This is a genomic window from Gloeomargarita sp. (genome assembly GCF_053491055.1).
Genome location: NZ_JBRCEP010000041.1, coordinates 1 through 26,961, shown reverse-complemented (window position 1 = coordinate 26,961; position 26,961 = coordinate 1). Strand labels below are relative to the sequence as shown.

The 26,961-nt window shown below is 57.6% G+C and carries 29 protein-coding genes and 1 pseudogene; 16 read left to right on the top strand and 14 right to left on the bottom strand.

All coding sequences use genetic code 11. The features are described 5' to 3' along the window. Positions 1 to 114: pseudogene (locus ACWISF_RS04590) on the top strand (IS630 family transposase); the annotation flags it as partial. A 153-nt stretch (positions 115 to 267) separates the two neighbouring features. Here the strand turns inward: ACWISF_RS04590 and ACWISF_RS04585 are convergent. The 6 genes from ACWISF_RS04585 to ACWISF_RS04560 form a co-directional block, all read right to left on the bottom strand. After that, positions 268 to 1,107 (bottom strand): DUF3598 family protein, encoded by an 840-nt coding sequence (locus ACWISF_RS04585; RefSeq protein WP_448380414.1) that lies wholly within the window; start codon positions 1,105 to 1,107, stop codon positions 268 to 270. After that, a complete protein-coding gene (locus tag ACWISF_RS04580) occupies positions 1,107 to 2,381 on the bottom strand; it encodes a SufS family cysteine desulfurase (RefSeq protein ID WP_448380413.1) in 1,275 nt (424 codons plus the stop codon). Before ACWISF_RS04580 ends, ACWISF_RS04585 begins: the two co-directional genes overlap by 1 nt. After that, positions 2,378 to 3,592, bottom strand: a complete 1,215-nt coding sequence (gene sufD / locus ACWISF_RS04575; RefSeq protein ID WP_448380412.1) for a Fe-S cluster assembly protein SufD — start codon at positions 3,590 to 3,592, stop codon at positions 2,378 to 2,380. The genes ACWISF_RS04580 and sufD overlap by 4 nt, the downstream gene beginning before the upstream one ends. After that, on the bottom strand, positions 3,582 to 4,370 hold the full coding sequence (gene sufC, locus ACWISF_RS04570) for a Fe-S cluster assembly ATPase SufC (protein WP_448380411.1): 789 nt from the start codon (positions 4,368 to 4,370) through the stop codon (positions 3,582 to 3,584). The genes sufD and sufC overlap by 11 nt, the downstream gene beginning before the upstream one ends. A gap of 113 nt (positions 4,371 to 4,483) precedes the next feature. Further along, positions 4,484 to 5,773 (bottom strand): M16 family metallopeptidase, encoded by a 1,290-nt coding sequence (locus ACWISF_RS04565; protein WP_448380410.1) that lies wholly within the window; start codon positions 5,771 to 5,773, stop codon positions 4,484 to 4,486. A gap of 29 nt (positions 5,774 to 5,802) precedes the next feature. Continuing rightward, a complete protein-coding gene (locus ACWISF_RS04560; protein WP_448380409.1) occupies positions 5,803 to 6,888 on the bottom strand; it encodes a glycosyltransferase family 4 protein in 1,086 nt (361 codons plus the stop codon). A gap of 82 nt (positions 6,889 to 6,970) precedes the next feature. On the opposite strand from ACWISF_RS04560, the gene ACWISF_RS04555 reads away from it, so the two are divergent. After that, positions 6,971 to 8,794 (top strand): hypothetical protein, encoded by a 1,824-nt coding sequence (locus ACWISF_RS04555; protein WP_448380408.1) that lies wholly within the window; start codon positions 6,971 to 6,973, stop codon positions 8,792 to 8,794. A 4-nt stretch (positions 8,795 to 8,798) separates the two neighbouring features. Next, positions 8,799 to 9,425, top strand: coding sequence for a hypothetical protein (locus ACWISF_RS04550; protein ID WP_448380407.1), 627 nt, complete (start codon positions 8,799 to 8,801; stop codon positions 9,423 to 9,425). Here ACWISF_RS04550 and lpxD read toward each other — a convergent pair. After that, positions 9,394 to 10,428, bottom strand: a complete 1,035-nt coding sequence (gene lpxD / locus ACWISF_RS04545; protein WP_448380406.1) for a UDP-3-O-(3-hydroxymyristoyl)glucosamine N-acyltransferase — start codon at positions 10,426 to 10,428, stop codon at positions 9,394 to 9,396. The two genes, ACWISF_RS04550 and lpxD, sit on opposite strands and share 32 nt — an antisense overlap. Before the next feature lie 429 nt (positions 10,429 to 10,857). Here lpxD and ACWISF_RS04540 point away from each other — a divergent pair, with 429 nt between their 5' ends. Beyond that, complete coding sequence (locus tag ACWISF_RS04540) at positions 10,858 to 11,454, top strand: M15 family metallopeptidase (protein WP_448380405.1); 597 nt, start codon at positions 10,858 to 10,860, stop codon at positions 11,452 to 11,454. Here the strand turns inward: ACWISF_RS04540 and ACWISF_RS04535 are convergent. The 5 genes from ACWISF_RS04535 to ACWISF_RS04515 form a co-directional block, all read right to left on the bottom strand. Further along, positions 11,451 to 12,182 carry a hypothetical protein gene (locus tag ACWISF_RS04535; protein WP_448380404.1) on the bottom strand — a complete coding sequence of 244 codons (732 nt, stop codon included), beginning with the start codon at positions 12,180 to 12,182 and terminating at the stop codon, positions 11,451 to 11,453. The genes ACWISF_RS04540 and ACWISF_RS04535 overlap by 4 nt on opposite strands. Positions 12,183 to 12,208: 26 nt before the next feature. Beyond that, positions 12,209 to 13,618: an AAA family ATPase gene (locus ACWISF_RS04530; protein WP_448380403.1), complete on the bottom strand. Its 1,410-nt coding sequence runs from the start codon at positions 13,616 to 13,618 to the stop codon at positions 12,209 to 12,211. A 319-nt stretch (positions 13,619 to 13,937) separates the two neighbouring features. Further along, the gene (locus tag ACWISF_RS04525) at positions 13,938 to 14,246 is read right to left on the bottom strand and encodes a hypothetical protein (protein WP_448380402.1); all 309 of its coding nucleotides are present in this window, start codon (positions 14,244 to 14,246) and stop codon (positions 13,938 to 13,940) included. Beyond that, positions 14,243 to 14,851, bottom strand: coding sequence for a flavin prenyltransferase UbiX (locus ACWISF_RS04520; RefSeq protein ID WP_448380401.1), 609 nt, complete (start codon positions 14,849 to 14,851; stop codon positions 14,243 to 14,245). The genes ACWISF_RS04525 and ACWISF_RS04520 overlap by 4 nt, the downstream gene beginning before the upstream one ends. Beyond that, complete coding sequence (locus ACWISF_RS04515; RefSeq protein ID WP_448380400.1) at positions 14,848 to 15,267, bottom strand: TerB family tellurite resistance protein; 420 nt, start codon at positions 15,265 to 15,267, stop codon at positions 14,848 to 14,850. The genes ACWISF_RS04520 and ACWISF_RS04515 overlap by 4 nt, the downstream gene beginning before the upstream one ends. A gap of 267 nt (positions 15,268 to 15,534) precedes the next feature. On the opposite strand from ACWISF_RS04515, the gene ACWISF_RS04510 reads away from it, so the two are divergent. The 6 genes from ACWISF_RS04510 to ACWISF_RS04485 all read left to right on the top strand — a co-directional run bounded on the left by ACWISF_RS04510 (position 15,535) and on the right by ACWISF_RS04485 (position 19,189). Then, a complete protein-coding gene (locus ACWISF_RS04510) occupies positions 15,535 to 16,584 on the top strand; it encodes a hypothetical protein (RefSeq protein ID WP_448380399.1) in 1,050 nt (349 codons plus the stop codon). Next, entirely contained in the window at positions 16,581 to 17,504 is a 924-nt protein-coding gene (argF, locus tag ACWISF_RS04505) for an ornithine carbamoyltransferase (RefSeq protein ID WP_448380398.1), read from the top strand. The genes ACWISF_RS04510 and argF overlap by 4 nt, the downstream gene beginning before the upstream one ends. 108 nt (positions 17,505 to 17,612) lie before the next feature. After that, the gene (gene rplM, locus ACWISF_RS04500) at positions 17,613 to 18,026 is read left to right on the top strand and encodes a 50S ribosomal protein L13 (RefSeq protein ID WP_448380415.1); all 414 of its coding nucleotides are present in this window, start codon (positions 17,613 to 17,615) and stop codon (positions 18,024 to 18,026) included. A gap of 3 nt (positions 18,027 to 18,029) precedes the next feature. Further along, entirely contained in the window at positions 18,030 to 18,428 is a 399-nt protein-coding gene (rpsI, locus tag ACWISF_RS04495) for a 30S ribosomal protein S9 (protein ID WP_448380397.1), read from the top strand. A gap of 24 nt (positions 18,429 to 18,452) precedes the next feature. Further along, a complete protein-coding gene (rpmE, locus tag ACWISF_RS04490; RefSeq protein WP_448380396.1) occupies positions 18,453 to 18,752 on the top strand; it encodes a 50S ribosomal protein L31 in 300 nt (99 codons plus the stop codon). Positions 18,753 to 19,018: 266 nt separating this feature from the next. Beyond that, the gene (locus tag ACWISF_RS04485; RefSeq protein WP_448380395.1) at positions 19,019 to 19,189 is read left to right on the top strand and encodes a replication restart DNA helicase PriA; all 171 of its coding nucleotides are present in this window, start codon (positions 19,019 to 19,021) and stop codon (positions 19,187 to 19,189) included. On the opposite strand, the gene ACWISF_RS04480 is transcribed toward ACWISF_RS04485, so the two are convergent. Together ACWISF_RS04480 and ACWISF_RS04475 are read right to left on the bottom strand one after the other, a co-directional pair. Then, complete coding sequence (locus tag ACWISF_RS04480) at positions 19,155 to 21,209, bottom strand: glycosyltransferase family 2 protein (protein WP_448380394.1); 2,055 nt, start codon at positions 21,207 to 21,209, stop codon at positions 19,155 to 19,157. The genes ACWISF_RS04485 and ACWISF_RS04480 overlap by 35 nt on opposite strands. Before the next feature lie 114 nt (positions 21,210 to 21,323). Then, a complete protein-coding gene (locus ACWISF_RS04475; RefSeq protein ID WP_448380393.1) occupies positions 21,324 to 21,536 on the bottom strand; it encodes a hypothetical protein in 213 nt (70 codons plus the stop codon). A 128-nt stretch (positions 21,537 to 21,664) separates the two neighbouring features. Between ACWISF_RS04475 and ACWISF_RS04470 the strand changes: the two genes are divergently transcribed. The 6 genes from ACWISF_RS04470 (at position 21,665) to ACWISF_RS04445 (ending at position 26,804) form a co-directional block, all read left to right on the top strand. Then, positions 21,665 to 22,249: an alpha/beta hydrolase gene (locus ACWISF_RS04470; RefSeq protein ID WP_448380392.1), complete on the top strand. Its 585-nt coding sequence runs from the start codon at positions 21,665 to 21,667 to the stop codon at positions 22,247 to 22,249. 37 nt (positions 22,250 to 22,286) lie between these two features. Next, positions 22,287 to 22,946 (top strand): diadenylate cyclase, encoded by a 660-nt coding sequence (locus ACWISF_RS04465; protein WP_448380391.1) that lies wholly within the window; start codon positions 22,287 to 22,289, stop codon positions 22,944 to 22,946. A gap of 58 nt (positions 22,947 to 23,004) precedes the next feature. After that, entirely contained in the window at positions 23,005 to 23,769 is a 765-nt protein-coding gene (locus ACWISF_RS04460; protein WP_448380390.1) for an isoprenyl transferase, read from the top strand. 125 nt (positions 23,770 to 23,894) lie between these two features. After that, a complete protein-coding gene (locus tag ACWISF_RS04455; RefSeq protein WP_448380389.1) occupies positions 23,895 to 24,863 on the top strand; it encodes a LysR substrate-binding domain-containing protein in 969 nt (322 codons plus the stop codon). A gap of 286 nt (positions 24,864 to 25,149) precedes the next feature. Next, positions 25,150 to 25,743 carry a dephospho-CoA kinase gene (coaE, locus tag ACWISF_RS04450; RefSeq protein ID WP_448380388.1) on the top strand — a complete coding sequence of 198 codons (594 nt, stop codon included), beginning with the start codon at positions 25,150 to 25,152 and terminating at the stop codon, positions 25,741 to 25,743. Between the two features lie 248 nt (positions 25,744 to 25,991). Then, positions 25,992 to 26,804, top strand: coding sequence for a VIT domain-containing protein (locus ACWISF_RS04445; RefSeq protein WP_448380387.1), 813 nt, complete (start codon positions 25,992 to 25,994; stop codon positions 26,802 to 26,804). Positions 26,805 to 26,961: the final 157 nt, after the last annotated feature.

Below are 26,961 nucleotides of genomic sequence, written 5' to 3'. Positions count from 1 at the left end.
TCCCCAGACCTCAATGATATTGAGCATGACTTTAGCGCATTAAAAAGATTGTGGATGTATGCTCCTCCTGGCACCACCATTGATGAAATCATTCGTAATTATTGCACCAGTTAGTGTCGCATTCTAAACCGAAATGACTATAAATCCGATTGAGCATCCATGGCATAGAATCAAGCAAAGAGTTAGAAAAACCATGACATCTACAACCCAAAACCTTCATGACCTTATCGATTCAGTCATCTGCTCTATATGCCAACCTTTGCCTGCTTAGCTATAATAACACTGTCTGGGGTCATGACAGCGGTCATGTTTGAGAGATTCCCAAGCGCCATCTTGACCATAAATGCGCCGTATCCCTAAGAGGATTTCGGGATGCCACCAAAAAAGTTCTAGGACAAGTTGATAGGTTTTGCCATGGCCAGAGGGCTGGAGTACACTGATCCAAATGCCATCGGGGAGCCACAAAAGTACTCCTTGCCAGGGGCCTTCGGGTTGATAACAAGTTTTATTTGCCGGCGTGTAGGTCACCCACTGTTCCCCCTCGGCTTCTTCCCACAACCGCCGCCTGACCTGCCCTGACTCGGCAAGTTCCAGAGCAAGCTGGGTATGCGTTTGCAGGGGTGGGCGACGCCAATCCGGCCAAAGGGTGGTCGTTTGACCGTGCCATTCCTGCCCAGCAGCCAAAGGCATGGTTTGCCCCCAAGGATATGCCTCCCCCCGGCATTCGCGAATGAGGGTGATTCCCCGCAGGTGGTTGTCCTGAAAAATCAGGGCGCACCGTACCCGCCGTTCCCCGTACAGCAACGCCAACTCAGCCCCAAATTCCCCCACCGGACTCCGCTGTAGCGAACCCTGGGAAAAAGCGCCGTCCGCAAAAAACAACACACCCCGCCCCAACCCCCCGTATTCCAACACTTTGCTGCTGCCATCCACGCTAATCGTCTGACGAATGCGCTGCGGCGCGGCCAAGCCCGTGAGGGTCACCACGCTCGGTCGCTCCCGCCCCCAGGCGCCGTCGGGAGAAAGATCGGTAAACGTGCCCCGCCATTCCCCCAAATGGTGCAGCAAACAGGTCCATTGGGAAGGATAGTCGGGCAAGGGGCGCATCACCTGTCCTCGCCTATTGGTTCGTCCCGCCCAAGACCCCGGAAGAAGTCCACCGCCTCCCGTACCACCGCAATAAACCGGTCAATCTCCGCGCGGGTGTTGTAGAAGTACAAACTGGCCCGGGCACTGGCCGGAATCTGCAAATACCGATGCAACGGCTGCGTACAGTGATGCCCCGCCCGGATGGCAATCCCCGCCTCGTCCAGTAGGGTAGAAAGGTCGTGGGGGTGAATGTCCGCCAGGGTGAAGGCCACCAAACCCGCCCGCTGGGGAGGAGCTGGACCCAATAACCGTATCCCCGGCAGTTGCTGCAATTGCTCCCATAAATAGGTCACCAATTCCTGCTCGTAGGCATGGATATTGGCTAAACCCAAGTTCTGCAAATAATCCACCGCCGCCCCCAACATAATGGCTTCCGCAATCGCCGGCGTTCCTGCCTCAAATTTGTGGGGAATGTCCGCATAGGTACTGTGTTCCCAAAAAACATCGGCAATCATTTCCCCCCCACCCAAAAAAGGAGGCATCTGCCGCAACAACTCCGGTTTGCCGTAGAGAAAGCCCACCCCCGTCGGCCCACACATTTTGTGCCCGGAAGCCACCAACCAATCGCAGTCTAGGGCCTGCACATCCACGGCCATATGGGGCACCGCTTGACAGGCATCCACCAACACCTTGGCGCCCCAATGGTGGGCCGCAGCAATCAGGTCCGCCACCGGATTCACACAGCCCAACGTATTGGAAACATACGTACAGGCCACCAATTTCGTGCGGTTGGACAACAGCGAGTGGTAATGCTCCACATCCAGGGTCTCGGTGGGCGTGAGGCGCACAAACCGCAACCGTGCCCCCGTGCGCTGCGCCACCCACTGCCAGGGCACCAAATTGCTGTGGTGCTCCATCACCGTCAGGATGATTTCATCCCCCGGTTGCAACTGACTCATGCCCCAGGTGTAGGCCACCAAATTAATCGCTTCGGTGGCATTGCGGGTAAACACGACCGCTTCCGGCTGGGGCGCATGCAACAACTGGGCACATGTGACGCGCGCTTGTTCATAAGCCTGGGTCGCCCGATTGCTCAGGGTGTGTACGCCCCGATGCACATTGGCATTCTCCCACTCGTAGTACTGCTGTAACCGCTGCAACACCTGCCGGGGTTTTTGGGAGGTGGCCGCATTGTCGAAATAAATGAGGGGATGGCCGTGAATTTGCTGGGCCAACAGGGGAAAATCGGCCCGGGTTCTCTCGGCCAACGTGAGCTTGGGCGTCACCGTCATACCATCGCCTCCGCTTGGGTAAGTTGTTGCATCCAGGTCTGACAATCCTGCCGCAGGGTGGGAAACGGCCATTCCCGCAGCAATTCCTGGACAAAACCCTCCACCAGAAGTAGCCGCGCGCTCTGGGCATCAATCCCCCGACTTTGCAAATAAAACAGCATCGCCGGGTCCAAATCGCTCACCGTTGCCCCATGTTTACACTGCACCTCATCCGCCTGAATCGCCAACTGGGGACGGGTGTCCACCTTCGCCTGCTGAGAAAGCAATAAATTGTGATTTATTTGTCCCGCATCCGTGCCTTGGGCTGCTGGTTTTACCCGCACCGTCCCATGAAACACCGCCTGCCCCTGCTGCGCGACCACGCACTTGTGTACCTGACGGCTAAAGCCCCGCGGCTGCGCGTGCGTAATCACACTGTGCATATCGCTGTGCTGCTTTCCCCCCACCAAACTCAGCCCCCGCAACTGGGTCGTTGCCCCGGCGCCCGTCTGTTCGACCCACACCTCGCAGCGACTCCACCGCGCCCCAGCGCTCACCGTCCACAGGGCATAATGGCTGTCCTGACTCTGATGGACCCCCACCCGCAACAAATGCATCGCCGCTGGGGATTCCCGCTGCACAAGGTAGTGCTCCACCCGACTCCCCGGCCCCAAATGCAGCTCCAACACCCCATTGGTCGCGCCGGCCCCCGCGCTGCCGTACTCCGTCACCAGGGTCAGTTGGGTTCCCGGCGCCAACTGCACCACCGCCCGCGGACAGACCAGCACCGGCTCTGCTTCCCCCTGACTGTAATGCACCAAATGCACCGGGTGCGTGGGAATTCCCCTCACCCGTACCACCAGCAACTCCGGCACTGCCGCCTGATTCAAGGCCGTAAACCCATCGGCTGGCAGCCCCTGCCCCAAGCTCGCCCGTTCCGCCGACGTCAGCTCGCGCCAGCCTCCCAAACCCACCGCCGCCGGGAGTCCCTCGTGGGCCACCACCCGGCCATTGACCACCACCACCCGACCGGGCAATTCCGGCACCCTTGCCATGTCACCTTTTACCGGCGCGACGGGAGCCAAACGCCGGGGCACCTGCAACCAGGGTTTGACTTCCGTACCCCGCCAGGCCTCTTGGTCGTACACCGGCCAATCCGGCTGCTGCACCTGCGCCCACGCCTGCTCCCGCCAGGCCAAAAAGGACGCCTCCCCTGCGCTGTCAATTCCCATCACCCTGTCCAAGTAACCAGTCGTAGCCCCGCGCCTCCAATTCCTGCGCCAACGCCATACCCCCGGTGCGCACAATCCGCCCCTGGGCCATCACATGCACCCACTGGGGCGTGATGTAATTCAGCAGCCGCTGGTAATGGGTAATCAAAATCACCCCGTTGTGCGGACCGATCAACTGATTAATTCCCCCCGCTACAATCCGCAGGGCGTCAATATCCAAACCCGAATCCGTTTCATCCAAAATTGCCAATTCCGGCGCCAACAAAGCCATCTGTAAAATTTCGTTGCGCTTCTTTTCCCCACCGGAAAACCCCTCATTCACGCTGCGGGACAAAAACGCCGCATCCATCTGGACAATGCGTAATTTCTCCTGAATCAATTCATCAAAATCTAAAGCGTCCAATTCCGGCAGATTTTGCGCCTTGCGCCGGGCATTGTAGGCCAAACGTAAAAAATCCCCATTGGTCACCCCCGGAATTTCCACCGGCTGCTGAAACCCCAAAAAGAGGCCCAAATGCGCTCGTTCTTCTGGGGCAAGCCGTAACAAATCCTGCCCCCGATACCACACTTCGCCGCCGGTTACCCGATAGTCGGGATGTCCCGCCAACACCTTAGACAGCGTACTTTTCCCGGAACCATTTGGCCCCATGATGGCATGGACTTCCCCCTTTTTTACCGTGAGATTGACCCCCTTGAGAATGGGGACGCCCTCAACTTCGGCAGTCAAATCCCGAATGGTCAATAACACTTCTGCCTCAACCGCTGTGGCAACGGTCATACCCCTTCCCCACGCCCAAGAATGACATCGAACCTACGGGAGTTTGCTGCGTTTTCTCACCCTCCCCCCCTGTTTTTAAGCTAACACCTCCAGAAGTGGGTCGCAAGGAATCCTCAAAGCCGGGGGCGCATCACCACTTGGCCCATCCGGTCGGGCGTCAGATAGGTACGCGCCACCTGTTGCAAAAAATTCGCCGACAGGCTGGCTACCGTACCCGGATACCCCAGCCCCGGACTAATATCCCCCAGTACCGTCTGGTAGTAGCCGTACAGCCCCGCCCGTTCCGCGGGCGTTTCATTGGCAAAAATAAAGCGACTGGCCACCCGTCGCCGCAAATGGTCAAGTTCCGTGGCCCCAATTGGCTCTTGACGCAAACGCGCCAGATGCTCGGCAATCACCGCCTGCACCGCCGGCAGGTTCGCCAGGGGCGCCTGCACCCCAATCCAAAACAGCCCATGATGGACAAAGCTCATATTTTGTACGGTGATCCCTGTCACCCAGCCCCGTTCGTGCCGCAATTCCCAGACCAACCGGGCAGTGCGGCCTTGCCCCAAAATCATCGCCAGGGCATCCAGGGCACAGACCGTACGAAAATCCCTCAGACCCGGCACCCGCCAAGCCAGCACCAACCGCGCCTGCTGAACCTCATCGACCAATTCCTCCTCGTACACCTGGGGGCCAACCGCATCGGGAAAGGGACAGCTCGGCGCCGGGTTTGCTCCCTGTCGCAGCACCAAACAGGGCACCACCACCTCCAACAACTGCTCGAGCGCCAAATCCCCCACCACCACCGCCGTCAAACGTTCCGGGCTGTACCATTGCTGGTGAAATTCCCGCATGGCTTCAGGGGTCAACTGGCTGACCACCGCTGCCGAACCCAACACAGGCCGGGCATAGGGCAACCCGGCAAAGGCCAAGGCCATGACCCGCTGCATCAACCGCCGTTGGGGGACATCCTGCGCCCGGCGAATTTCTTCCAGCACCACCTGCCGTTCCCGCTGAAATTCCGCTGCTGCCAAGCCTGGCGCCAACACCAAATCCACCAGCAAAGGCGCCACTTCGGGAAAATCCTGGGGGGCGGTGGTGACCCAAAATTGCGTATATTCCTGGCTGGTGGCTGCATTGGTCATCCCCCCCACCCGCTCGACGCGCTGCTCAAACTGGCCAAGGGGGATGCGCTCGTTGCCTTTGAAGACCATGTGTTCCAAAAAATGCGCCATGCCGTTGTGGGCATCGGTTTCGTGCTGCGAGCCACACCCCATCCACAGGGAAAAATTCACCGTCGCCCCAGGGAGGCGTTGGGCAATCACCGTAATCCCATTGGGCAAAACCTGAACAGTGGGTGGCTGGGTCACGCTGCCGGACAAAGCCTCGGAAATGACCCACTCCCTGGGGACAAACATGCCAACCCTCGATGTAATACCTTACACCATCATAACCTGTGACCAGGCGCCGAGGGGGTGAGGTTGGCCTGGAGCCATTGGCTCACCCGGATTCCAAACGCGGCCAGGGAGAATTCCTGCTCAGCCACCTGCCGACAGACCCGGCGGTTAAGCTGAGCGACCCGCCCGACTGCCGCCGCCAACCCAGCCACATCCCCAGGGGGCACTAGCCAGCCGGTCACCCCCGGACGCACCAATTCCCCCGGCCCGCCCAGGTCGTAGCTCAACACCGGCACACCGCAGGCTAGGGCTTCCATGACCACATTGCCGAAGGCTTCCACCCAGCGGGGGGTGACCAGGAGCGCCAGACACCGCCCCAGCCGCTTTTGCAATTCTTCGGTCCGGAAAAACCCCTGGTAGTACCCTGCCGCTTCCGGGAACTGGGTACAGAGCTGCTGCCAGTAGGCCGGGTCGGCAATATGCCCCATGACCCGCAAGGGATAACCCGTCTGGCGGGCTACGGCCAGGGCGTCTTCTAGGCCCTTTTCCGGGGCAATCCGTCCCACCCAGGCCAGCACCGGTTCCGGGTCGGGGCAAAAGGTGTACCGGTCAAGGTCCAACCCATTGCCCACAATCCAGGTACGGGCGGCAATGGCGCGGCCAAACGTCTCGGCCTGGGCGCGGGTGTGCATGGCGATGCGGTGGGGGTAGGTGGCCGTCAGGTGGGCAAGCATTTCGTCTAGGTAATCCACCAGGGAACCCATGCTGATTAAATGCACCACCGGACGGGCCAAAAAGGGGGTGAGGTACAAAGGCAGCCAATCGTAGGCAAAGTTAATGGCCAGGTCCCAGGGCTGGGAATGCACCACCTGCCACATCCGCGCCAAGACGCCACCGGCAGGCATAGTAATCGGGGCGGTGCGCGGTTGGTTTTGGGCAACCGGTTGCGCCACTCCCGCTACCGGAATCAGCGGTACCCCCGGCAAGGTCGAACCCGCAGGCGCTACGACCGTCACTTGGTACCCCTGCTGGCGCAAAGCCGTCGCCAAATTGGCCAGGGTCAATTCCACCCCACCGCCTTGCCCCGAACCCAAAGGGCCGACCGGGGTCGAAACACAGAGAATGCGTACCGTCATCGTGACCCCCGCCAGGGACAAAAGCAGCGGGTTGCTGTCAGAATAGGATTATGGCGCAAAGGTCCTGGCGGATGCCCTTGGCATGACCCCTACTCCCGACCCCAAACTCTTAACCTCGGAAACCCAACCGGTGACGGTGACCGCCAACCCTTCCTGGTGGGACCGCTGGCCTTGGCTGGTCGCAGGCACGGCTCTGGTTTCCGGCATGGTGGGGTTTGGGGCGATGATTGTACTGTTGCGTCTGCCCAGTTTTCCCAAATGTAACCGTTTGTTTTTGCCGACGGCTTCTGTTGCCAGCCGGTTGTACTGCGCCCAGGAGGCGGCCAGAAGTAGGGATGTGGCAGGGTTGGAACGGGCGATGGCCCTGTTGGTGGATTTGCCGGCTGACCACCCGCAGCGGGCGGATATTGACCGGTTTCTCAACACCTGGGCAATGGACTTGCTGAACTTGGCCAACGAACAGGTGCAGGCGGGGAACTTGGAGGCAGCGCTGGCGATAACGCAAAAAATTCCCCCAGGCACGGCGGCGGCGCAACTGGCCCAGGAAGAACTCCGCAAGTGGCAGATGGGCTGGACGGAGGTAACCCGCATTTACGAAGAGGCGGAACGGGCGCTGCGCAAGGGGGATTGGCGGACGGCGATGGCCCAGGCCAGTCTGTTGCCGACGATTAACCCTGCTTATGCCCAGACGGCGCGGTATCAGGAATTGAGTCGGATGATTCTGCGCACCCGGCAAGAGGCGGACATTTTGGCGCAGGCGGAGGGGTTGGCGCAAAAGGGGCAGGTGGCGTCCCTGTTGGCGGCGATGGCCAAGGCAAAAACCATTCCCAAGGACAGTTATTTGTTTGAGCAGGCGCAGGCCAAGTACCGGCGGTGGGGGCGGGACATTTTGGATGTGGCTGCTGTGCGGGAATTGCGGGCGCGGAATTTGGCCGGGGCACTGGCAGCAGCGCAACAGGTACCGCCGGATGTGAATTTGCAGGAAGAGGTTGCCGATTTTATCGTCCTGGCGGAGGCGGAAGCGCAAACCTGGAGCGAGACGGTCGCCGGGTATGAGGCCGCCATTCGCAAGGCCAAAACCCTTGACCCCAGCCGTCCCTTGTACAACCAGGCGCAAATTCAAATCGAGACGTGGCAGCAGACCATTGTGGCCTTGAACCTCCTCAACCAAGCCCGGCAGGCGGCCAGTGGTCGGACGGTCGCCGCGTGGCAGCAGGCCATTGCCCTGGTGCGCCGCATTCCCAGCAACAACCCCCTGTGGAACCGGGCGCAGGCGGAGGCTGAAGGCTGGAATAATCAAATTCAAATTGCCGAAGACAGTCCGATTTTGGCGCGGGCGGAGGGGTTGGCGGCTCCTGCCACGATAGCCGCCTACACCAGCGCCATTGCCGAAGCGCAGCGGATTCGGCCCGGTCGGGCGCTCTATGCCCGGGCGCAGGAGCGGGTGCGGGAGTGGCAAACCCGTCTGGAAAGCCTGCAGGACCAACCCTATCTGGAGGCGGCGCAACAGGCGGCGGACCGGGGGGATTGGCAGGGAGCCATCAACGAAGCGCGGCGGGTGAGCGCCGGTCGTGCCCTGTACGGTCAGGCGCAGCAGTACATCAAGCAATGGCAGGGGCGGCTGCAATTGCAGGAGGCGGAAAAACAGGCGGCTCTGAATACCCCTAACGGCTGGGTGCGGGCGCTTCAACTGGCGTTGCCCCTGCGCAGTCAAGCCGACATCAAACCCCAGGTGGAGCAACTGCTGAACCAAGCCAGCACCAAACTTTTGGAATACGCCCGCCAGCAGGAAGCCAACAACCCGACCGAAGCCCTGAACTGGGCCAAACAGATTCCCCCCGGTACTGCTGCCCACACCGCTGCCCAGGAATTACTGCGCAAGCTGTCGCCTGGCCCCACTCCTTAACGCCATGCCGCCCCAGGTGACAACCGTGGTCTGTGCCCTGTCGGGGGTTTTGTGGCGTGACCAGCCGCTCCGCGAGCAGGTGTTGCAGGAATTATTAATCCGGGAAAACATCGCCCCCCGCCAACGCCATCCTTGGTATCGGGGTGGTACGGATCGGGAATTCTTGGCCGCCATCTGGCACAGCTACCGCCGTTCGGTCAGCGAGGACTATCTCACCCACCTGGTGCAGACCTATCGCACCCAATATCAACACGCCTTGCTGGCGCAACCGGAACCGCCTTGGTATGAGCACGCCCGCCCCTTTTGGGATTCCCTGCGGGCAAGCGGCTACCGCTGCGGCATCCACACCGAACAGCAGGGACAGACCTGGTGGGCATGGCTCAACCGCCACCTCGCCCCCGATTTAAGCGTTAGCGATTACGGCGACCTGGCCGACCCCCAAACCACCCTGGTGTTTGAAAGTACGCTGCTGGGCAGTCAACGGGCCAAAGCAGCCGGGTGTTGGGTTGTCGGTGTGGCCCACCAACTGCCCTATCACTGGCTCCACCGGCAGACCCACTGGGCGATTGACACCCTTGCCGAATGGGACTGGTCCGCCCTCACCCCGGCGGTTGCCCCATCTGCCGTTTGAGCTGCCGCCAGGTCTGATAGATTTCCGGGAGCCGCTGCACCACCACCATTGCCTTACGCCATAGGGGCAAAGGCATGACCGGATAACCCGCCACAACCGCCCCTGGGGGGACATCCTGATGCAACCCACTTTTGGCCGCCACCTGCGCCCGAGTTCCCACCCGCACTTGGTTGGCCGCCCCCACCTGCCCCCCCAAAATCACCCCATCTTCCAGCACAACTCCCCCCGCCAACCCCACCTGCGCCGCCAGGGCACAGTGCGCCCCCAAACGGCAGCCATGACCAATGTGAATCAAATTGTCCAACTTACTTCCCCGGCCAATACGGGTTTCTCCCACGGCTGGCCGGTCAATACAGGTATTGGCGCCCACTTCCACCCCCGCTTCCAGCACCACCCGCCCGGACTGGGGCATCTTCACCCACCCTTGTGGCGTCGGCACAAACCCAAACCCATCGCTGCCGATGACCGCCCCACTGTGAATCACACAATTTTCCCCAATTTCCGTGCGTTCGTAAATCGTACAGTTCGCGTACAAAATACTACCGGCCCCCACCCGCGCCTGCACCCCCACCACCACGCCCGCCCCAATGTGCACCCCATCGCCCAGCACCGCCCCTGCCTGGATGACCGCCCGCGGGCCGATGCGCACGTCTGCACCGAGGGTCGCTGTCGGGTCCACCACCGCCGTCGGATGAATGCCTGGGGGCAACGCCGCCGGTTGATAAAAGTGGGAAATCGCCAGGGCAAACCCCAACCGCGGGTCCGGCATGGCCACCCAGGCCAACCCCCGCGCCTGCGCCGTCTCCTGCAAGGTCGCATCCAAGGGCAGAATCACCGCCGAGGCTTGGGTTGCCTGCAGTTGGGGCAACAGCCGCACGTGCTCGGCAAAGGTCAATTCTCCCGCCTGGGCTTCGGTTAAACTGGCAACCCCGGTCAGCATGGGGTTCCCGCCGCCATGGGCCGCATGGGGTAAATGAGCCAGCAGGTCGTGAAACGCGATCATGGTCGCCGCAGGGCACCCTTCAAGAAACGATACCGAAGTTATCAGTTTATCCCATCGGCCAAAGGGCAGCGAACCGAATTCTGGAACCCCAAGCCTGCGATAACCAGGATAGGCTCGCTGATGCCAAGGACGCGGAGAAATTAGGAACCTCTGTGGATGCAATCGGGCAGCACCGTCAGGAATGGCTATGGTATGAGTAATCAGTACGTCATCGTGGTAATCTATGGTAGCGTTCTAAAATTGATGGTTCTTTTCTCGGTTAACCCCTGCGCTATTGGTTTTTAGGGGATTGCCATGCGGCAGTGGCGTTCCTGGTATTGGTTCAGTATCGGTTTCTTATGTTCCCTAACCATCACTATTTTTTCTATTTACGCCTTAGCTTCCTGGACCAAAAATCAACAACTGCCGCATCCACCCACCCCTGGAGCTATGACGCAGCCGACGCCCATTTCCCAACCCACACCCACGGCAATGGCGATGCCGAGCACCAAATACGGCCATTTTCCCTACGCAGAAATCAGCCGAGACCGCTTAATTGTGGTAGCCAGTTACGGGCAAAAGGAATACCAGCGTTATGTGGAAATGGAGCGGGAAGCGGGGTTGGCGCTCTTTCGTCTCATGAGTGCAGCACGGGATCAAGGACTGTGGATCATCCCCATTTCCGGGTTTCGCACCGTGCGTTATCAAGCAGAATTGTTTCAGCGCCAAGTGCAAAAACAAGGCTCAGAAATCGCGGCTGCTCGCATCAGCGCCCCTCCGGGTTATAGTGAACATCACACGGGTTTGGCAATTGATTTAGGAGATGGTTTTGCCGCGGGTGAAGGCGTACCCGATATTACTGAACATTTTAGCCAAACCAAAGCCTATGCTTGGTTGCAAAAAAATGCCCATATGTACGGTTTTGAACTCTCCTATCCACCTAATAATCCCCAAGGTGTGATGTATGAACCCTGGCACTGGCGGTACGTCGGTTCCGAGTATGCACGGCAGATTTTTGCCCCGGCACGCAGCGGCCCCAAAGGCTAAACCGTGTAATGTTCTGCCAGATATTGCACCTTTCCTTTAGCTACACCCTTTATTTGCATCAAATCCTCTAAACTGCTGAGCGGAGCATGCTCTTGAATGAAATTAAAAATGGCTTCAGCATTACTTTTGATTTTTGCATGTTGTTTTAACTCGGCTAAGGTGACTTGATGGATATTTTTTTTCGGAGTTGGTGGGGGGAATAAGTGCTCGTAAATTGCCTGCACTTTCGCCTCTAAATCTGCCAGTTTAGCCTGGTCAATAACTGCTTTTTTGACCATCACCTGTTCTAACTTTTGCTCCCAGCGTTCTGCCAATTTTTGGAGATGGGCCACCAACTGTTTTTCTAATCCTTGGGGCATTGGCAGCGTATCTTCTGGCGGTGACGGTTCGCTTTGCCGGAGTAAATTTCTCACTTCCGCTACCTGGGCATCCGTCAGGTCAAAAACCCACACCCACACCCGTTGTAAACCTGCTGATTTTGCCGCTTGATACCAGGCACCACCGTAAATTAACTCATACTCCTGGTCTTCGCCATATTGGTTCGTTCGCCGCACGAGAATCGGATGTAAGTTAGCCTGAAAATAATTAATAACTTCCTGATGGGAAACTGAAGGATTAACCTGCTGCTCTGGCGGCACATAAATCTGATGAACTTCCAACTGCCCATGATGAATGGGTTTGATTTTCAAGTATTCAATGATTCTCTGCCGTTCTGCATCCGAGTACATCATTCATCCACCCTAATTAAGTATGCCTAGGTTACAACACTAGAGGTTTCCTTAATCACGTGCTTAGCCAATTCCAAGTAACAGGTAAACGCATCCAAAGCTGCCTCTTTTTCGCTTGGGCTGAGGGTGTCATCGTATTCTGCTTCCGCTAAAGGATAACCCTTGCCGGCGACATTGGCAACCATATTGCGCTGGGGTATCCAGGTCGGTTGGGGAAACACTTGCACTGCTGATCCCAACGGATGAGTACCCAAAATTTTATTAATTTCTCCCAACATTTCATCTACTTGTTTGGTGGCCGTGCGATTGTACATACTCACCGCCAATCCCAGAATGGATAGTTGCCCATCCCGCGATTGCCGCACCGATAAAATCCGATTCATCACATACTCCAAAGCCCGAATCGGATAGGGAGCCAATTGGGTAGGAATAAGCACATAATCAGAAGCCATCAAAGCAATGGAATTAACCTTACCGAAAGAAGGGGGCGGGTCAATCAAAATGTAGTCGTAATGGCTGCGCACTTTTTGCAATTTTTTCTGCAAAACTCGGTCAACATCCACAATATTCATTAGCGTTGCTTCCATATCACTTAAGCGGATATGCGCCGGAACTAAGTCGAGACTGACTTTGCGCCAAGATTTGCCATAAATTGCATCCGCAACCGGCAAAGTCACCTCCGTCAGCACATGGGTAATATCTTTTTTCCCCTGCCGTTCCACATCTAATAAAGGGTCAACCCCCAACCCTGTCGTTAAATTCGCCTGCGGGTCAATATCAATCAGCAACACCCGTTTGCCCAAGTGATGCAAAGCCGCTGCCAGATTCAACGTTGTCGTAGTTTTACCGACGCCCCCTTTGTTATTAAATACAGTAATAATACAGGCAGTATGCGTCGAGGAGGGCATCGTCGTAACCATCGTCCTATGGGTCGCCAGGTGGGGAAACACTGGTTGTAATTTTAGCATCATCTGGTGATGAAAATAGGCTGTAATTTTTTGCCGATACGCCCCGACCTGGAGACTGGCCGCCTGACCCAATATTTTCCCCACAGTCTGGGCATGGGTTCGCCATTCCTGTTGATGGTACTGCGCTAGGGGAATCACTACCTGCTGGTTGTAATAAAAAAGGTGAAATTCAAAGCCATTGGTCAGCAACCCAAACAGGGCTTGGCTACGGCGTAGGTAGTCGTGTAATTGCCATATGTGGGTATGCAGGCGCTGCCGTGGCGCTTTGATTTCAATCACACAGTAGGGGGTTTTCTGATCGCTAAAATTAACAGAATAAATGATGCAATCGGCACGTTTTTTGTCTAAAGGAACCTGGCGCTGCCAATCCGATTCCCGGTAGCCCCAGGACTTTAACAAGGGGATAACAATCTGCTGCTCAATATCCTGTTCCGTACTCCTACGGGAGATATGCTGAAAAAATTGCATAACCCTGCCGTCGCCCTCACATTTAATGTAACATGAGGCTGGGGCGTTCTAAAGGGTATAGTCATTTCAAACAAGTTTGCGACATTCGCCTTTACCTGCAAACCCTGTCCTGGAAGGGGATACAGTGATGACCAGTGCCTCAAAGTGTTGCATTTTCCTGTGAAACGACTATATCTCTACGTGTAGGCACCACCGGCGAATTATGTCGTTGCCATGCCCATATCACCAAGAGCCAAAGATGGAAACCACGCTCCTGCAACCTACTTTGAGAGATAGGAGTTTTGGGCCTGTATTTCTGAGGGTTTCATCAACCATCCCTCTAATCCCAATCATCCACAAAATCCCATTCATCCTCTGCCGCGGATGCGGCTCGCCGCCGGGGATATTCCACGTCTTCTGGTTCTAAAACAATTGTTTCCACTTCCGATTTCCTGCCCTGTGGATTTCCCACCCACCGGTCTAGGCCCCAGGCGCACGCCATACCCAGAGCAAACGCCAGAGCAAATGCCAATCCCAAAGGCAAGGCAAAAACCGCTTGCCCGAATAGAACCACAGGGAGCAACGGTTGCCAATTTTGCACCAAAAAAATCAGAAGCCATAACCCTAAACCCAACGCCAGCCACTTCATTGCCACCGCCGCAGAGGAACACAATCAATTTCGAGTTGATCCAAGGCTCTGGCAACTACAAAATCCACCAAATCGAGGATGGATTGGGGCTGATGATACCAGGCAGGAATGGCCGGGACAATGCGCGCCCCCGCTTCGGCTAAGGTCGTCAAATTGCGCAAGTGAATCAAACTCAACGGTGTTTCCCGCGGCACCAACACCAACCGCCGCCCTTCCTTGAGATGGACATCCGCCGCCCGCTCCAACAAATCGCCGCTCAACCCACAGGCCAACTTGGCAACCGTCCCCATACTGCACGGCATCACCACCATTCCCCGGGTGCGGTAGGAACCACTGGCAATCCCCGCCCCCACATCGTTCCAATGGTGACAGATGAGTTTTCCCCCCCTGGCCACCCCCACCTGCGCCCGCCAAAATGCCTCCTGGTTCGCCACCGCCGGGATTTTGACCCCCATTTCCTCCCGCCAGACCGTGTAGGCCCCCTTGGAGACAATAAGTTCGACAATGTACTCAGACTGTAATAAATACTTCAGGGCTTGTAAGGCGTAAATTTGCCCCGATGCCCCGGCCACTGCCAGGACAACCGGTTGGTCGCGCCCACTCATGCCGCAGTTGCCTGGGCCACCAAACGGCGCACCTCCTGATGGCTAAACCCCAGGACTTCTCCCAGTAACGCCACCAAGTCGTTCTCCTCAATCAGGGTCTCACCGTCGGCCAAGGCCAAGCGCGCCACCATCTTAACGGCCAGTTCCCGGTCCTGGGGCACCAACCCCCGTACCCCCGCCCAAAACAACTCCAAAGGGTCCACCTCCTGCACCCATTGGGACACCCGCGCCCACAACGAAGGGCTGACGTCCACCCCGGCAGCAACCAATTGCTCCCGCAGCTTTGCCAGTTCCACCGGCAACACCTCGTCATCAATGGCAATCATCGCCGTTGCCAGAGCCGTTAGGGATTCCTGGGGGGTGAGGCTGAGGGTCGTTGGCACCGGCCGGCGAAACTGCTGCCACACGTAACGCATAACCAGCAGGGATAAGGGGCACCTTCATTCTAAACCCTAGGCGGCCACGCCACCCCCAGCCATCGCAACTAATTTAAGAAAATCTCAATAAAAAGAGCCAGGGTATGACCCCCGGCTGACCTGTGTATCCATCTGAGAGAGGAGAACGTATCAGTTACCTTAGCACTTGTTGAAAAATAATGTCAAGAAGATGTGGGCAGGGGGAACCCCTATACCTGGGGCAACATCAAGGGTTATGTACTAAAATCAGGCCACAAGGAGTTGCTGATGAACGGTAGCAAGCAGGTGAAACGGGCGGTCATTGCTGGGGTTTGCGGTTTGGGGTTGTGGGGGTTCGGAATCACGGGATGGCCCTTGCTGCCGCTTTCTGTGGTCCAGGCGCAACAGGTGCGCGACCCCAACCCGGAGCCGGACAGCCGCCAAGTGCCCCCGGATGCTTTGATTTCCGGTGTGTTTACCGAAGGGTTGGTGAATCCCAACTCGGTGCGGATTTTTGTCAACGACCGGGATGTGACCAGCCAAAGTACGATTACCCGGTCTTTTTTCAGCTATAAGCCCACCCGTCCGTTGCCTGCTGGACGAAATACGGTGCGGGTGACCTATGCGGGGAATGGGGGCGCCCTACGGACGGTGCAGTGGTCCTTCCGGGTGCAACCCCCCCAAGCGCCCGTGAAAATCCATAGCATGAGCCACAACGCCGACGGCCAACCCTTAGGGCCGGGCAGCACCTTTTTGGTGACGATCAACGGTACGCCCCGTGCGCAAGCGACGGTGTGGTTGGTACAGGAGGGACGGGCACCCGAAGCCCTGAGCGCCCAGGAGGTGTCGCCGGGGGTCTATGTGGCGACCTTGACGGTGCGCAGCGGCGATGGGTTTCGCCACGGGGTAGTGGTCGGCCGACTCCAGCGGGAGGGGCAGGTGGTCTATGGGGCGGCCACCCAACCGGTGGAATTTGTCCATACGGCTACACCGCCGGTCGGCACCCTCCCTGTGCCCTTGCAACCCCAATTTACCAGCCATCGCGATGGGGAGGAAATTCGCACCCGCGGCTTTATCTTGGTGGGGCAAACCCGGCCCCAGGCGGTGGTGCAGATTCGGGTGACCTCCCAGTTGCCGGTGTTGGGCGGGGTGATCACCGTCGCGCCCCAAACCCTGGTGAATCAGGAGGTCGTCGCCGATGCCAATGGCCGCTTTGAAATGGCCGTGCCCTACCGGGGGGTGGTGCCTGTGGGGACGCAATACCGGGTGCGGGCGGTGGGCCGCTTCGGCAATGAAACCAGCGCCCCGACGGAATTGGTGTTGGTGCAGGGGCGATGAATACCTTGGCCGGGCGGGACATCCTGAGCATGGCGGATTTCACCGCGGCGGAAATTTACGCCCTGTTGGATTTGGCCCGCCAGTACAAACGGGGACACACCACCCCGACGGCGCAGGGACGGGTATTGGGGCTGTTGTTCACCAAGGCCTCGACCCGGACGCGGGTGAGTTTTGCCGTCGCCATGATGCGGTTGGGGGGGCAGGTGATTGACCTCAACCCCAGCACGACCCAGATGGGGCGGGGGGAACCCCTGGCAGACACGGCGCGGGTGTTGGACCGGTATTTGGACGTGCTGGCGATACGCACCTTTGCCCAGGCGGACGTGGTCACCTTTGCCGAATGGGCGCAGATACCGGTGATCAACGCCCTGACCGACCGGGAACACCCCTGTCAAGTGCTGGCGGATTTGCTCACGGTGCAGGAATGTTTTGGTCAATTGCGGGGGCTGAAGATGGCCTACCTGGGCGACGGCAACAATGTCAGCCATTCCCTGATGCTCGGCTGTGCCCTGGTGGGGATTACCCTGACGGTGGCCACCCCGCCCCAACATCCCCCCGCTCCCGACATCGTGCAGCAGGCCCAGGCCCTGGCGGCCACCCCCGGCCAGATCACCCACACCCACGACCCGGAAGCGGCAGTGGCCCAGGCGCAGGTGGTCTATACGGACGTGTGGGCAAGCATGGGGCAGGAGGCGGAAAACCAGGTGCGCATTCCCCGCTTCCAGCCTTATCAGGTCAATGAAGCGTTGTTACAAAAGGCCGACCCCCAAGCCATTGTCCTGCACTGCCTACCGGCGCACCGAGGCGAAGAAATTACCGAGACCGTGCTCGAAGGGCGGCAATCGCGGGTGTGGGACCAAGCGGAAAATCGGCTGCACGCCCAACAGGCACTGCTGGCGCAGGTCCTCGGTTTGGTCTGACCCCCGCTTGCGGAAATGACTTTGGCTTCTGTATAGTTATAGATTGTGACGTTTGAGGCAGCGCTTGTGACGGCGGGGCAATCTGTAAACACCACCTACACCCCCTCAATGGCGCACGTGACCCCCACGTGGTATGTGGTGGACGCCAAAGGGCAGCGGCTGGGGCGGTTGGCGACGAAAGTGGCGCGGGTTTTGCGGGGCAAAGATAAACCCACCTACACCCCGTTTTTGGACACGGGCGACTACGTGATTGTCATCAACGCCAGGGAGATTGATGTCACGGGCAAAAAACGTTCCCAGAAGCTGTACCGGCGGCATTCGGGGCGACCGGGGGGGATGAAAGTGGAAACCTTTGCCCAACTCCAGGCGCGTTTGCCCGAACGGATCATCGAGGAGGCGGTGCGGGGGATGTTGCCCAAAAATCGCCTAGGGCGCAGGCTGTTTACCAAGCTGCGGGTGTATCCGGGGCCAGACCATCCCCATGCGGCCCAGCAACCGCAAGTCCTGCCACTGGAGGCCTAGGTCATGGCTGAACGGGTAACCTACTGGGGCACAGGGCGGCGAAAAACGGCAGTGGCGCGGGTGCGGCTGTGCCCTGGCGACGGCAAAATTATCATCAACGGCCGGGATGGGCGGGAATATCTGCAAGGCATCCCCAGCTACCTGTTGGCGGTGAAGGCGCCCCTAGAAACCCTGGGACTAGAGCACGAATACGATATTTTGGTGAATGCCCACGGGGGCGGTTTGACCGGCCAAGCGGAGGCCATTCGGCTGGGGGTAGCCCGCGCCCTGTGCCAACTGGACCCGGAGAACCGGCAGCCTTTGAAGGCAGAAGGCTATCTCACCCGCGACCCGCGGGCCAAAGAGCGGCGCAAGTACGGGTTACGCAAAGCCCGCAAAGCCCCACAATACTCCAAGCGTTAATTCCCAAGTACAGGAGCAGTACCGATGCCCAAGCCAGGAATTCACCCCGAATGGTACCCCGAAGCCAAGGTGTTTTGTGACGGTGAGGTGGTGATGACGGTGGGGTCCACCAAGCCCCAACTCCACGTGGAGATTTGGTCGGGGAACCACCCCTTTTACACCGGCACCCAGAAAATCATTGACACGGAAGGGCGGGTCGAGCGGTTCATGCGCAAGTACAGCAAACCGAATACCCCTGCCAAGCCAAAAACGGCGGAGAAAGACACAGCCGCCAAGGGGCAAACCGCCAAACCCAAGCCCACGCGTCCGGCGAAGAAAAAGTAAAAGCACACTTACTTGCAGTTCCTGGGCAGGAAGTGCCCTTTTGCGGCCCGCTTAGGGCCGTAACCAATCCTGGTGCTGGCATCCGTGCCGGATAGGGCTAACTTGTGGCTGGTAGGGCTACGGCTACACCCCTACTAAGAGTTGCAGTACAACTTTGCCTATCTCGCTCAAAGATTCTTTAAGGGAAAACACAAATTGAATGGGGTGTTTTAGAATGGGGATCAAGGAGAACGGATAATAAACCCCTTTTCAAAGGATTACCAAAAATGTCATCAGAACTGGTTCGTTGTCCCAATTGCGGCCAATATGCCCAGCGTTTGTTGCGGACAGAATCCGGCTGGTTGGAAACGCAATGTCCCCACTGCGATTACCTGCTGATCCTGCACGCTGCCAGTGGTCAGGTCATCGAGGCCTATGCCCCCGGACTCTACCCCTAAGCTGGGTGTGCCACGGCCAACGCACCAGGGCCTGCGCCAGCCACCCCAACATCTGCCATTCGCTGGGTACTTGGCGCTCCTGCCATTGGCCGGGACGGCAAAACAGCAACGGGATCAACTGGCGCTCCTGCTCCAGGGTGAGGTTGGTCCAGGTCAAGGTCACCCGTCCGTCGGGGTGTGGTTGCGGTTGGGCCGTGAGGGTCAAGCCCACCTCCGGCAAGGTTACGGTCACCGGTTCGGCGCTGAGGCAACCCTGGGTCAGCGTGACCACCGCTCCTATTTCCGACATCTGCTCGGTCACCCCCCAGGCCATGCGTCCTCCCTGCCCCAACTGCACCAGGGTTTGTAAGGGAAACCAGGGATAGGGCGAGGTTTGCGGCGCATCCACCAAAGCCAGACACGCCAGGCACAGCATCAGCATATGGTAAACACTCCAGAGCCAGACCCACTGCCAGCCCTGGGTGACCCGAAACCAGACAAAGCAGGCGAAATTTAGGGCCAAAAACACCAACAAAGGGCGGATCAGGGGCCAGTTCGGCGTAAAGTGGGCATTGCTTAAGCCCTTGGGGGTAACTTGGAAGCCCCGGGCAAACGGACGTCTCAGGGTTTGCCAGAGCGTCACACTCACCGGCCAGCAGGTGATCAACAGGTACAAATCGGCAGTCAGGAGCGAACGGCTGCGGCGATTGAGCCAGGGATAAACCACAAATTGGGCTAAATAGTAGGGCAGAAAATAATACAGAAGTTCGGCAGGGGTGGCGCGAAAAGGCAGGGTGCGAAATAGGGCTATCAAAACAGGGATCAACAAAAACCCCACCCGCATCCAGGCGCCAAACCAGTTCAACAGGCCCTCCAAATGGGCCAACCGCTGCTTGAAATTTAGGCCCGGAATGGTCAACGGATTGCTGGGGATAAATAGCCCTTGCACCGTGCCCTGAGCCCAGCGCTGCCGTTGGCTGATGTGGGCGGCCATATTCTCGGCAGCCAAGCCCGCGCTGAGTTTTTCGTGTAGGTAAATCACCTCGTAGCCCCGCGCCGCCAGTTCGATGCCCGTGAAATAGTCTTCGCTTAGCGAAGCCGTGACAAAGCCCCCGATGGCTTCCAAAGGCGCCCGCCGCACCACAAACGAGGTGCCCGCGCAAATCACCCCCTGCACCCCGTCGCGCATCGGCTGAATCTGCCGGTAAAAAATCTCCTCTTCTGGGGTCAAGACTGCCCCCAACCCCAAATTATGGGCCACCGGGTCTGTGTTGTAAAAGGTTTGGGGGGTTTGCACCAGCGCCACCCGGGGATTTTGGAAAAATCCCACCGTGCGGGTGAGAAAATTGCGGGTCGGCACAAAATCCGCATCGAACACGGCAATCAATTCCCCCTGGGTCAAGGTCAACGCATGGTTCAAATTCCCCGCCTTGGCGTGGCGATTGTCCGGGCGGGTGAGATATTCACATCCCCAAAGTTTGGCCATTTGCGCGATTTCCGGGCGGCGGGTATCGTCGAGCAAATAGATTTTTTTGGGTTCGTAATCCAGAGCCTGACACCCCAAAACCGTGCGTTTTAGGATAAAGGCCGGTTCATTGTAGGTGGGAATGAGAATGTCCACCGTAGGGCGGTAGCGACCGGTCAGCACCGCCACACTGTACACATCCGCTTCCGCCCGCCGGTCGCGGGTTTCTGCCTGCAAAAACCACTGAATCCACCCCCCGGCGGAACTCAAGACCTCCAGCCCCAAAAAAGCCAGAGAAAACAGCGCCGCCCCCCAGGAATCCCAGCGCAGGGTAGCCCCCACCCGCCAGACCAGATACCGCCCCGCCAACACCAGCAGGATGGCCAGCAAAGTCAGCCGCGACCAGGGGCCAGGCCGGGGGTACCAGCGGGTGATGGCCCAACAGACCCCCGCAACCGTCAGCGCCATCCCCCACAGGGCCAGGGGGTCGGTCACCGGCACCGCCAACCGTTCCGGCGAGGCCCCCAGCGCCAGCAGCCCCAACACCCCCCCACCGACCAGGGCCAGCCAGGCCACGCGCCACCTGCTTGGCCAGGCAGCAGAGCGCGTTCCCGAGCCAAACGCTTTGCGGAGCTGAACCATCCCCTCCAATTCCCTGGCGATTGGACAGCCCCCCTACAGGTGCAATCCCTACGACGGGGGATACCCAGGCAGCTTCCCTTTTTCCAACTGGCGTAACAGCCGTTGGGGGGCACTGTTTTGCGCCACGGCTACCAACTGGTCCAAATCGTGGGTCGCAATAAATTGCAACGCCGCCGCCAAATGCTCCCGGTGGGGACAGGCATCCCCCAAAATGCACCCGTTCACACAGGCTTCAGCACAGTTCACGGTCTGGGTGGTCATAAGTGTTAAGAATTATGAACGATTCCAGTGTACCCTGCTGGGGCAGGGGTGGCAAAGGGGGAACTCTCCCCCGGCCAGAGAGTCCTGCTAAAGTGCTAATGTAAACCCGAATTGTGCGGAGCAACCGTATGCTGGGAGCAACTCTAGGGCGTGGTTTGGCGGGTGCCGTCTTGGTATGGGGGCTATGGGTGTTACCCACTTGGGCTGCAGAACAAATTATTGTGAAATTTGGCCCGCTCAGTACCCCCATTGCCGTCAATGACTTGCAAACTCTGGCCACGACCGGGCAGGCCTCCGAACGGCTGACCAGTTTGCTGAGGTTGATCCAGATGCAACCTGCCGATGCCCAGCGCTTTTTGGCCACGTCCGTCCCCCTGTCAGCGGCGACTCTGAACCTGGTGGTCAATAGCTTTGTGGGGAATATCATCCTCAGCCAAGTCGCCAGTTTTGTGCAACCAGCCGGCGGAGGAGATGGGGTAGCGGCGCTGAAAACCGGTCTGACCCAGGCGGTGCAAAACAATCCCATGACCGTGATGAGTGTGATCAAAAACTATCCTGGAGACATTACCTTTGATGCCCAAAAAGCCATGACCCTCTACCGCCAACTCCAGGCGGACGCCCAGAATCTCCCCCAGGTATTGGCGGCGGTGGATGAACTGTTGCCTTTGGTGATGCCCGGATTCAAATTCAGTGCCGGTTGTCTGTCCCGCTAGGTGGCTATTGGGTCTGACCCATTTTGCCCCGGTCACCATGGCTGCCTGGGATGGGTTTTTGGTCGCGGGGGTCTGGGTGGTTTTGTCCCTTTGGTTGGGGCGGCGGGGGGTGGCGGTGGCCGTGATGACCACCTTGGCGCTGGTGGCCGAGGGGCAACAGTTGCCTTGGACGGCGCGGGGGTTGGGGTTAACCGCTTTGCTGGTGGGTCTTTTACCCCCTTGGCGCTGGCGCCAACTGGCCTGGCAACCCCCGGCCAACGAGGTCGAGGTCATTCTCAAGGTGGTCACGGCATGTTGCGAGCGGCAGTGGGGTGCGCTGTTGGTGTTGCTGGCGCCGGCGGCGGAAATTCCCAGTACCTTGCCGGGGGTCACCCTCCAGGCCCACCTCTCGGCGGAATTGTTGTTGAGTCTGTTGTCGCCCCTAAGTCCCCTGCACGACGGGGCAATTGTCATTCGCCAGGGCAAGGTGGTGGCTGCCGGGGTGATTGTCCCTTTATCCACCCAATCCCTTGCCTTGGGGCTGGGAACCCGCCATCGCGCCGCCTTGGGGGTCACCGAGCAGCAACCGGACGGGCTGGCTATCGTGGTCTCGGAAGAAACGGGCCAGGTGGCCTTGGCGCGGCGGGGCACGTTGCTCACCCAGCTTACCCCCCAGCAGTTGCGGGAGCATTTGGAACGGGGAAAAAATCGCCTATGATCCTCATAATCAAAATGATCCAAATCAAACGCTTAGCGTTGAGCCATTGCACAGCGGCATGACCCATTCGCAACCTGGCACCGGGACGTCCCCCCTGCTGACTTTGCCTGCGGATTTGGACCCCCAGCGACTGCCGCGGCACGTAGCGGTGATCATGGATGGCAACGGTCGTTGGGCGCAGCAACGGCGGTTACCCCGGGCGGTTGGTCACCAACAGGGGGTGGAAACCCTCAAGGAACTGTTGCGCTGTTGTCGGGACTGGGGGATTCCCCACCTGACCTGCTATGCCTTTTCCACCGAAAACTGGGGGCGGCCCAGCCTAGAAGTGGAATTTTTGCTCGCCCTGTTTGAGCGGGTGTTGCGCCAGGAATTGCCGACCTTGATCCAAGAACAGGTGCGGATCGAATTTGTCGGGCAACTCGATGTCCTGCCCCAGAGTTTGCAGGCCCAAATCCGCGAAGCGGTGGCCTTGACCCGGCACCACCAGCGGGTCTGGTTGACCGTAGCGACCAACTACGGCGGACGCCAGGAAATCGTGCATGCCTGCCAAGCCCTCGCCCAACAGGTGCAACGGGGGGAATTGGCGCCCGAAGACATTGACGAAACCCGGTTTGCCCAGCAGTTGTACACTGCCGCCAGCCCCGACCCCGACCTACTGATTCGCACCAGCGGCGAAATGCGCCTGAGCAATTTTCTCCTGTGGCAAATTGCCTATGCGGAACTCTATGTCACCGAGACCCTGTGGCCGGACTTTGACCGCGCCAGTTTCCACCAAGCCTTGGTGGCGTTTCAGAAGCGACAACGGCGCTTTGGCCGCCTGTGATCGGGGAAATGGCATTGCGTCTGCATTCCCTGGTATCCTTTTTATATTACAAAAACAAGACCCAAACACACTGGAATGATACGCAAAACCGTACTGTAAGAATAGGTGGTTGCCTCTGAGATGCTATGACCGAGTTGCCTTTCACCCTGGACCAACTGCGTATTCTGAAGGCGATTGCTGCCGAGGGGAGTTTCAAGCGCGCTGCCGACAGCCTGTACGTCTCCCAACCGGCAGTGAGTTTGCAGGTGCAAAATTTGGAACGGCAGTTGAACGTCCCTCTGTTTGACCGGGGGGGACGGCGGGCGCAACTGACAGAGGCGGGGCACTTACTTTTGCATTACGGGGATAAAATTCTTGCGCTGTGTGAGGAGACTTGCCGTGCCCTAGACGACCTGCAAAACCTACAAGGGGGAACCCTGACGGTGGGCGCTTCCCAGACCACGGGCACCTATCTGATGCCGCGGTTGATCGGCATTTTTCGCCAACGCTATCCCCAGGTGTCGGTCAAACTGCAGGTGCATTCCACCCGGCGTACCTGCTGGAGCGTGGCCAATGGGCAGTTGGATTTGGCCATTATTGGCGGCGAAGTGCCCCCGGAATTGCAGGACTCCCTAGAGGTGCGTCCCTTTGCCGAAGATGAACTGGTTTTGATTTTGCCCCCCAAACATCTGGTCAACGTGGGCGATGTCATTACCCGCGAAGAACTGTACCAACTGCGGTTTATCACCCTCGATGCCCAGTCCACCATCCGCAAAGTCATTGATAAAATCCTCAGCCAGTACGGGATTGACACCAGCCGCTTTCGCATCGAAATGGAACTCAACTCGATTGAGGCGATCAAAAACGCGGTGCAATCGGGTTTGGGCGCCGCCTTTGTTTCCAATTCCGCCATCAGTAAAGAACTCGAACTGGGAACGCTACAGCGGGTACGGATTGAAAACATTCACCTGCGCCGCACGCTTTGGTTAATTGTTAATCCCAACCGCTATCAATCCCGTGCCGCCGAAACCTTTACCCGTGAGGTGTTGCCCCTATTTCCCAATTTGCTCCCGGATGCGTTGAAAGTTCCGGTGGGGGCAGAATCGCGCCTGTAAACTACCTCTGACTAACGTCGGAGGCTTCTCGTAGCCCTGCAGTTGTTTTTGCAACCCGGACCTCTAGGCTGGTTGACAGCAGCTCCGCTCGACCGTTACCGGTGCCTTATCGAGCCGTTTCCGGTGTCCGCAGGGCTATAGCTAGGTAGGTTAAGGTTGTCGCCTTAAGGTTCAGGGCTAGGCCACGCTTCGCTATGGGAAACCAATATGGGGCTACGCCCAGCGACCCATAGCATGTCAACCTTTGTATGCTTAGCTATACAAATAATCTAATTTCCCATCAACCATGATTATTGGTCTCACCGGGGGAATTGCTACGGGTAAATCCACCGTCACTGCCTATTTAGAACATCAATACAACATCAAAATCTACGATGCGGATACCTATGCCCGCCATGCCGTTTTACCCGGACAACCCGCTTTTACTGCCATTTGTGAACGTTATGGAACTGCAGTATTGACCCCCGATGGACAATTGAACCGGGCATGGTTAGGAAATCAAGTATTTAGCAACACTTCAGAACGGCGATGGCTCGAGCAACTTATTCACCCCCAAGTGCGGCGTCAATATGAACAGATTTATCAAGAAAAACAGGCAGCCCAAGAACTTGTCATCTTTAGTATCCCGCTATTGTTTGAAGCCCAAATGACCGATTTAGTTCAGCAAGTGTGGGTGGTGTGGTGTACGACCGGGCAACAGCGCCAACGCCTCATGGCACGCAACCGCTTTACCCCAGAGCAAATCCAAGCCCGCATCAGTGCCCAACTACCACTCCCCCTGAAAATGCTATGGGCAGATCACCTGCTGGATAATTCCGGTACTTTGGAATTTCTCTATCAACAAATTGATGCACTGGTTGAGACAGTCTCGCTATTTTAATTCTGATAGGAAAAACATTTTGGTTGCCTAAAAAAGTAAAATAATTTGTTAAAATTTGTTAAACTCATGGTCATCGTTGACAATTGAAAAAAGCACCTTAAGTTCATGTAATCTGCCCTAGAAAAGCGCCAGGAGGAGTAAGTATTTTTTCGTATGACAGTCGGGTTCCACGGTTGTCAATTGGAAGTACACTATTCCGGCTAAGGTTATCCTAAGTACATACCCATTTCGCAAGGAGTTCTTACGCGATGGTCTTCACAGCGACAGCACCGGCGGGGTTGTACACCGCTACGGGCACGCCTATTCCTTTGCGGGGCGTGGATTTTCAGGTAGTCATTCGGGATATTGGCGCACAGGTGACGGTTTCCCAACATTTTCAAAATCAAGAAGATAACCCGATTGAGGCGGTTTATTCGTTTCCTTTGCCAGAATCAGCGGCAATTTGTGGGTTTGAAGTGCGGTTGGGAGAACGGGTGATTACCGGACGGGTGGAGGAAAAAGAAACGGCATTTGCTCAGTACGATGAGGCCATTCAGGAGGGGCATGGTGCTTATTTGGTAGATCAAGACCGCCCGAATATCTTCACAATTTCGGTGGGGAATTTACTGCCGCAGCAATCGGTGGTAATTCGCATGACCTATGTGCAGGAACTGGAGATGCAAGCAGACAGGGGACGGTTTGTCATTCCTACCACCATTTCCCCTCGTTATGTGCCTGCCCAGCGGTTGGAAACGGCTCCGGCTGCGGAACTATTGCACATCAATCCGCCGCGGGTATTGGGGACGTTGCCCTATGGTTTAACTGTTCGCGTGGACATAGCAACCAGTAGCCCGATTTTGGGGTTGGAATCTCCTTCCCATCCCATTCGCTTTACCCTGCATGACGGTCGGGCGCAGGTGGAATTAGTAGGTGAAAACATCCAACTTGACCAGGATTTTGTCTTGAATTACACCCTGCAAACATCCCCTGAGCCACGCATTCTTTTGGGGAAAGACATGGGTTCTGATGGATTTATAGTGATGCTGAATTTTTGGCCGCAGTTGGAAACCCAGCAACGGTAACCCCAGGAATTTATTTTTATAGCTAAGCAGGCAAAGGTTGACATATAGAGCAGATGACTGAATCGATGAGGTCATGAAGGTTTTGGGTTGTGGATGTCATAGTTTTTCTAACTCTTTGCTTGATTCTATGCCATGGATGCTCAATCGGGTTTAAATC

What these genes read in the sequence shown, in the direction of transcription:
- ACWISF_RS04470 (WP_448380392.1), top strand. Translation starts at nt 21,665, where the DNA reads ATGCTGGGAGCAACTCTAGGGCGTGGTTTGGCGGGTGCCGTCTTGGTA.
- ACWISF_RS04520 (WP_448380401.1), bottom strand. Translation starts at nt 14,851, where the DNA reads ATGAGTGGGCGCGACCAACCGGTTGTCCTGGCAGTGGCCGGGGCATCG.
- ACWISF_RS04550 (WP_448380407.1), top strand. Translation starts at nt 8,799, where the DNA reads ATGCCGCCCCAGGTGACAACCGTGGTCTGTGCCCTGTCGGGGGTTTTG.
- coaE (WP_448380388.1), top strand. Translation starts at nt 25,150, where the DNA reads ATGATTATTGGTCTCACCGGGGGAATTGCTACGGGTAAATCCACCGTC.
- ACWISF_RS04580 (WP_448380413.1), bottom strand. Translation starts at nt 2,381, where the DNA reads ATGACGGTGACGCCCAAGCTCACGTTGGCCGAGAGAACCCGGGCCGAT.
- ACWISF_RS04515 (WP_448380400.1), bottom strand. Translation starts at nt 15,267, where the DNA reads ATGCGTTACGTGTGGCAGCAGTTTCGCCGGCCGGTGCCAACGACCCTC.
- ACWISF_RS04510 (WP_448380399.1), top strand. Translation starts at nt 15,535, where the DNA reads ATGAACGGTAGCAAGCAGGTGAAACGGGCGGTCATTGCTGGGGTTTGC.
- rpsI (WP_448380397.1), top strand. Translation starts at nt 18,030, where the DNA reads ATGGCTGAACGGGTAACCTACTGGGGCACAGGGCGGCGAAAAACGGCA.
- ACWISF_RS04560 (WP_448380409.1), bottom strand. Translation starts at nt 6,888, where the DNA reads ATGACGGTACGCATTCTCTGTGTTTCGACCCCGGTCGGCCCTTTGGGT.
- rpmE (WP_448380396.1), top strand. Translation starts at nt 18,453, where the DNA reads ATGCCCAAGCCAGGAATTCACCCCGAATGGTACCCCGAAGCCAAGGTG.
- ACWISF_RS04535 (WP_448380404.1), bottom strand. Translation starts at nt 12,182, where the DNA reads ATGTACTCGGATGCAGAACGGCAGAGAATCATTGAATACTTGAAAATC.
- ACWISF_RS04460 (WP_448380390.1), top strand. Translation starts at nt 23,005, where the DNA reads ATGACCCATTCGCAACCTGGCACCGGGACGTCCCCCCTGCTGACTTTG.
- ACWISF_RS04485 (WP_448380395.1), top strand. Translation starts at nt 19,019, where the DNA reads ATGTCATCAGAACTGGTTCGTTGTCCCAATTGCGGCCAATATGCCCAG.
- sufD (WP_448380412.1), bottom strand. Translation starts at nt 3,592, where the DNA reads ATGGGAATTGACAGCGCAGGGGAGGCGTCCTTTTTGGCCTGGCGGGAG.
- ACWISF_RS04475 (WP_448380393.1), bottom strand. Translation starts at nt 21,536, where the DNA reads ATGACCACCCAGACCGTGAACTGTGCTGAAGCCTGTGTGAACGGGTGC.
- ACWISF_RS04465 (WP_448380391.1), top strand. Translation starts at nt 22,287, where the DNA reads ATGGCTGCCTGGGATGGGTTTTTGGTCGCGGGGGTCTGGGTGGTTTTG.
- ACWISF_RS04540 (WP_448380405.1), top strand. Translation starts at nt 10,858, where the DNA reads ATGACGCAGCCGACGCCCATTTCCCAACCCACACCCACGGCAATGGCG.
- ACWISF_RS04555 (WP_448380408.1), top strand. Translation starts at nt 6,971, where the DNA reads ATGACCCCTACTCCCGACCCCAAACTCTTAACCTCGGAAACCCAACCG.
- ACWISF_RS04530 (WP_448380403.1), bottom strand. Translation starts at nt 13,618, where the DNA reads ATGCAATTTTTTCAGCATATCTCCCGTAGGAGTACGGAACAGGATATT.
- ACWISF_RS04525 (WP_448380402.1), bottom strand. Translation starts at nt 14,246, where the DNA reads ATGAAGTGGCTGGCGTTGGGTTTAGGGTTATGGCTTCTGATTTTTTTG.
- sufC (WP_448380411.1), bottom strand. Translation starts at nt 4,370, where the DNA reads ATGACCGTTGCCACAGCGGTTGAGGCAGAAGTGTTATTGACCATTCGG.
- ACWISF_RS04565 (WP_448380410.1), bottom strand. Translation starts at nt 5,773, where the DNA reads ATGTTTGTCCCCAGGGAGTGGGTCATTTCCGAGGCTTTGTCCGGCAGC.
- ACWISF_RS04445 (WP_448380387.1), top strand. Translation starts at nt 25,992, where the DNA reads ATGGTCTTCACAGCGACAGCACCGGCGGGGTTGTACACCGCTACGGGC.
- ACWISF_RS04585 (WP_448380414.1), bottom strand. Translation starts at nt 1,107, where the DNA reads ATGCGCCCCTTGCCCGACTATCCTTCCCAATGGACCTGTTTGCTGCAC.
- argF (WP_448380398.1), top strand. Translation starts at nt 16,581, where the DNA reads ATGAATACCTTGGCCGGGCGGGACATCCTGAGCATGGCGGATTTCACC.
- rplM (WP_448380415.1), top strand. Translation starts at nt 17,613, where the DNA reads ATGGCGCACGTGACCCCCACGTGGTATGTGGTGGACGCCAAAGGGCAG.
- lpxD (WP_448380406.1), bottom strand. Translation starts at nt 10,428, where the DNA reads ATGATCGCGTTTCACGACCTGCTGGCTCATTTACCCCATGCGGCCCAT.
- ACWISF_RS04455 (WP_448380389.1), top strand. Translation starts at nt 23,895, where the DNA reads ATGACCGAGTTGCCTTTCACCCTGGACCAACTGCGTATTCTGAAGGCG.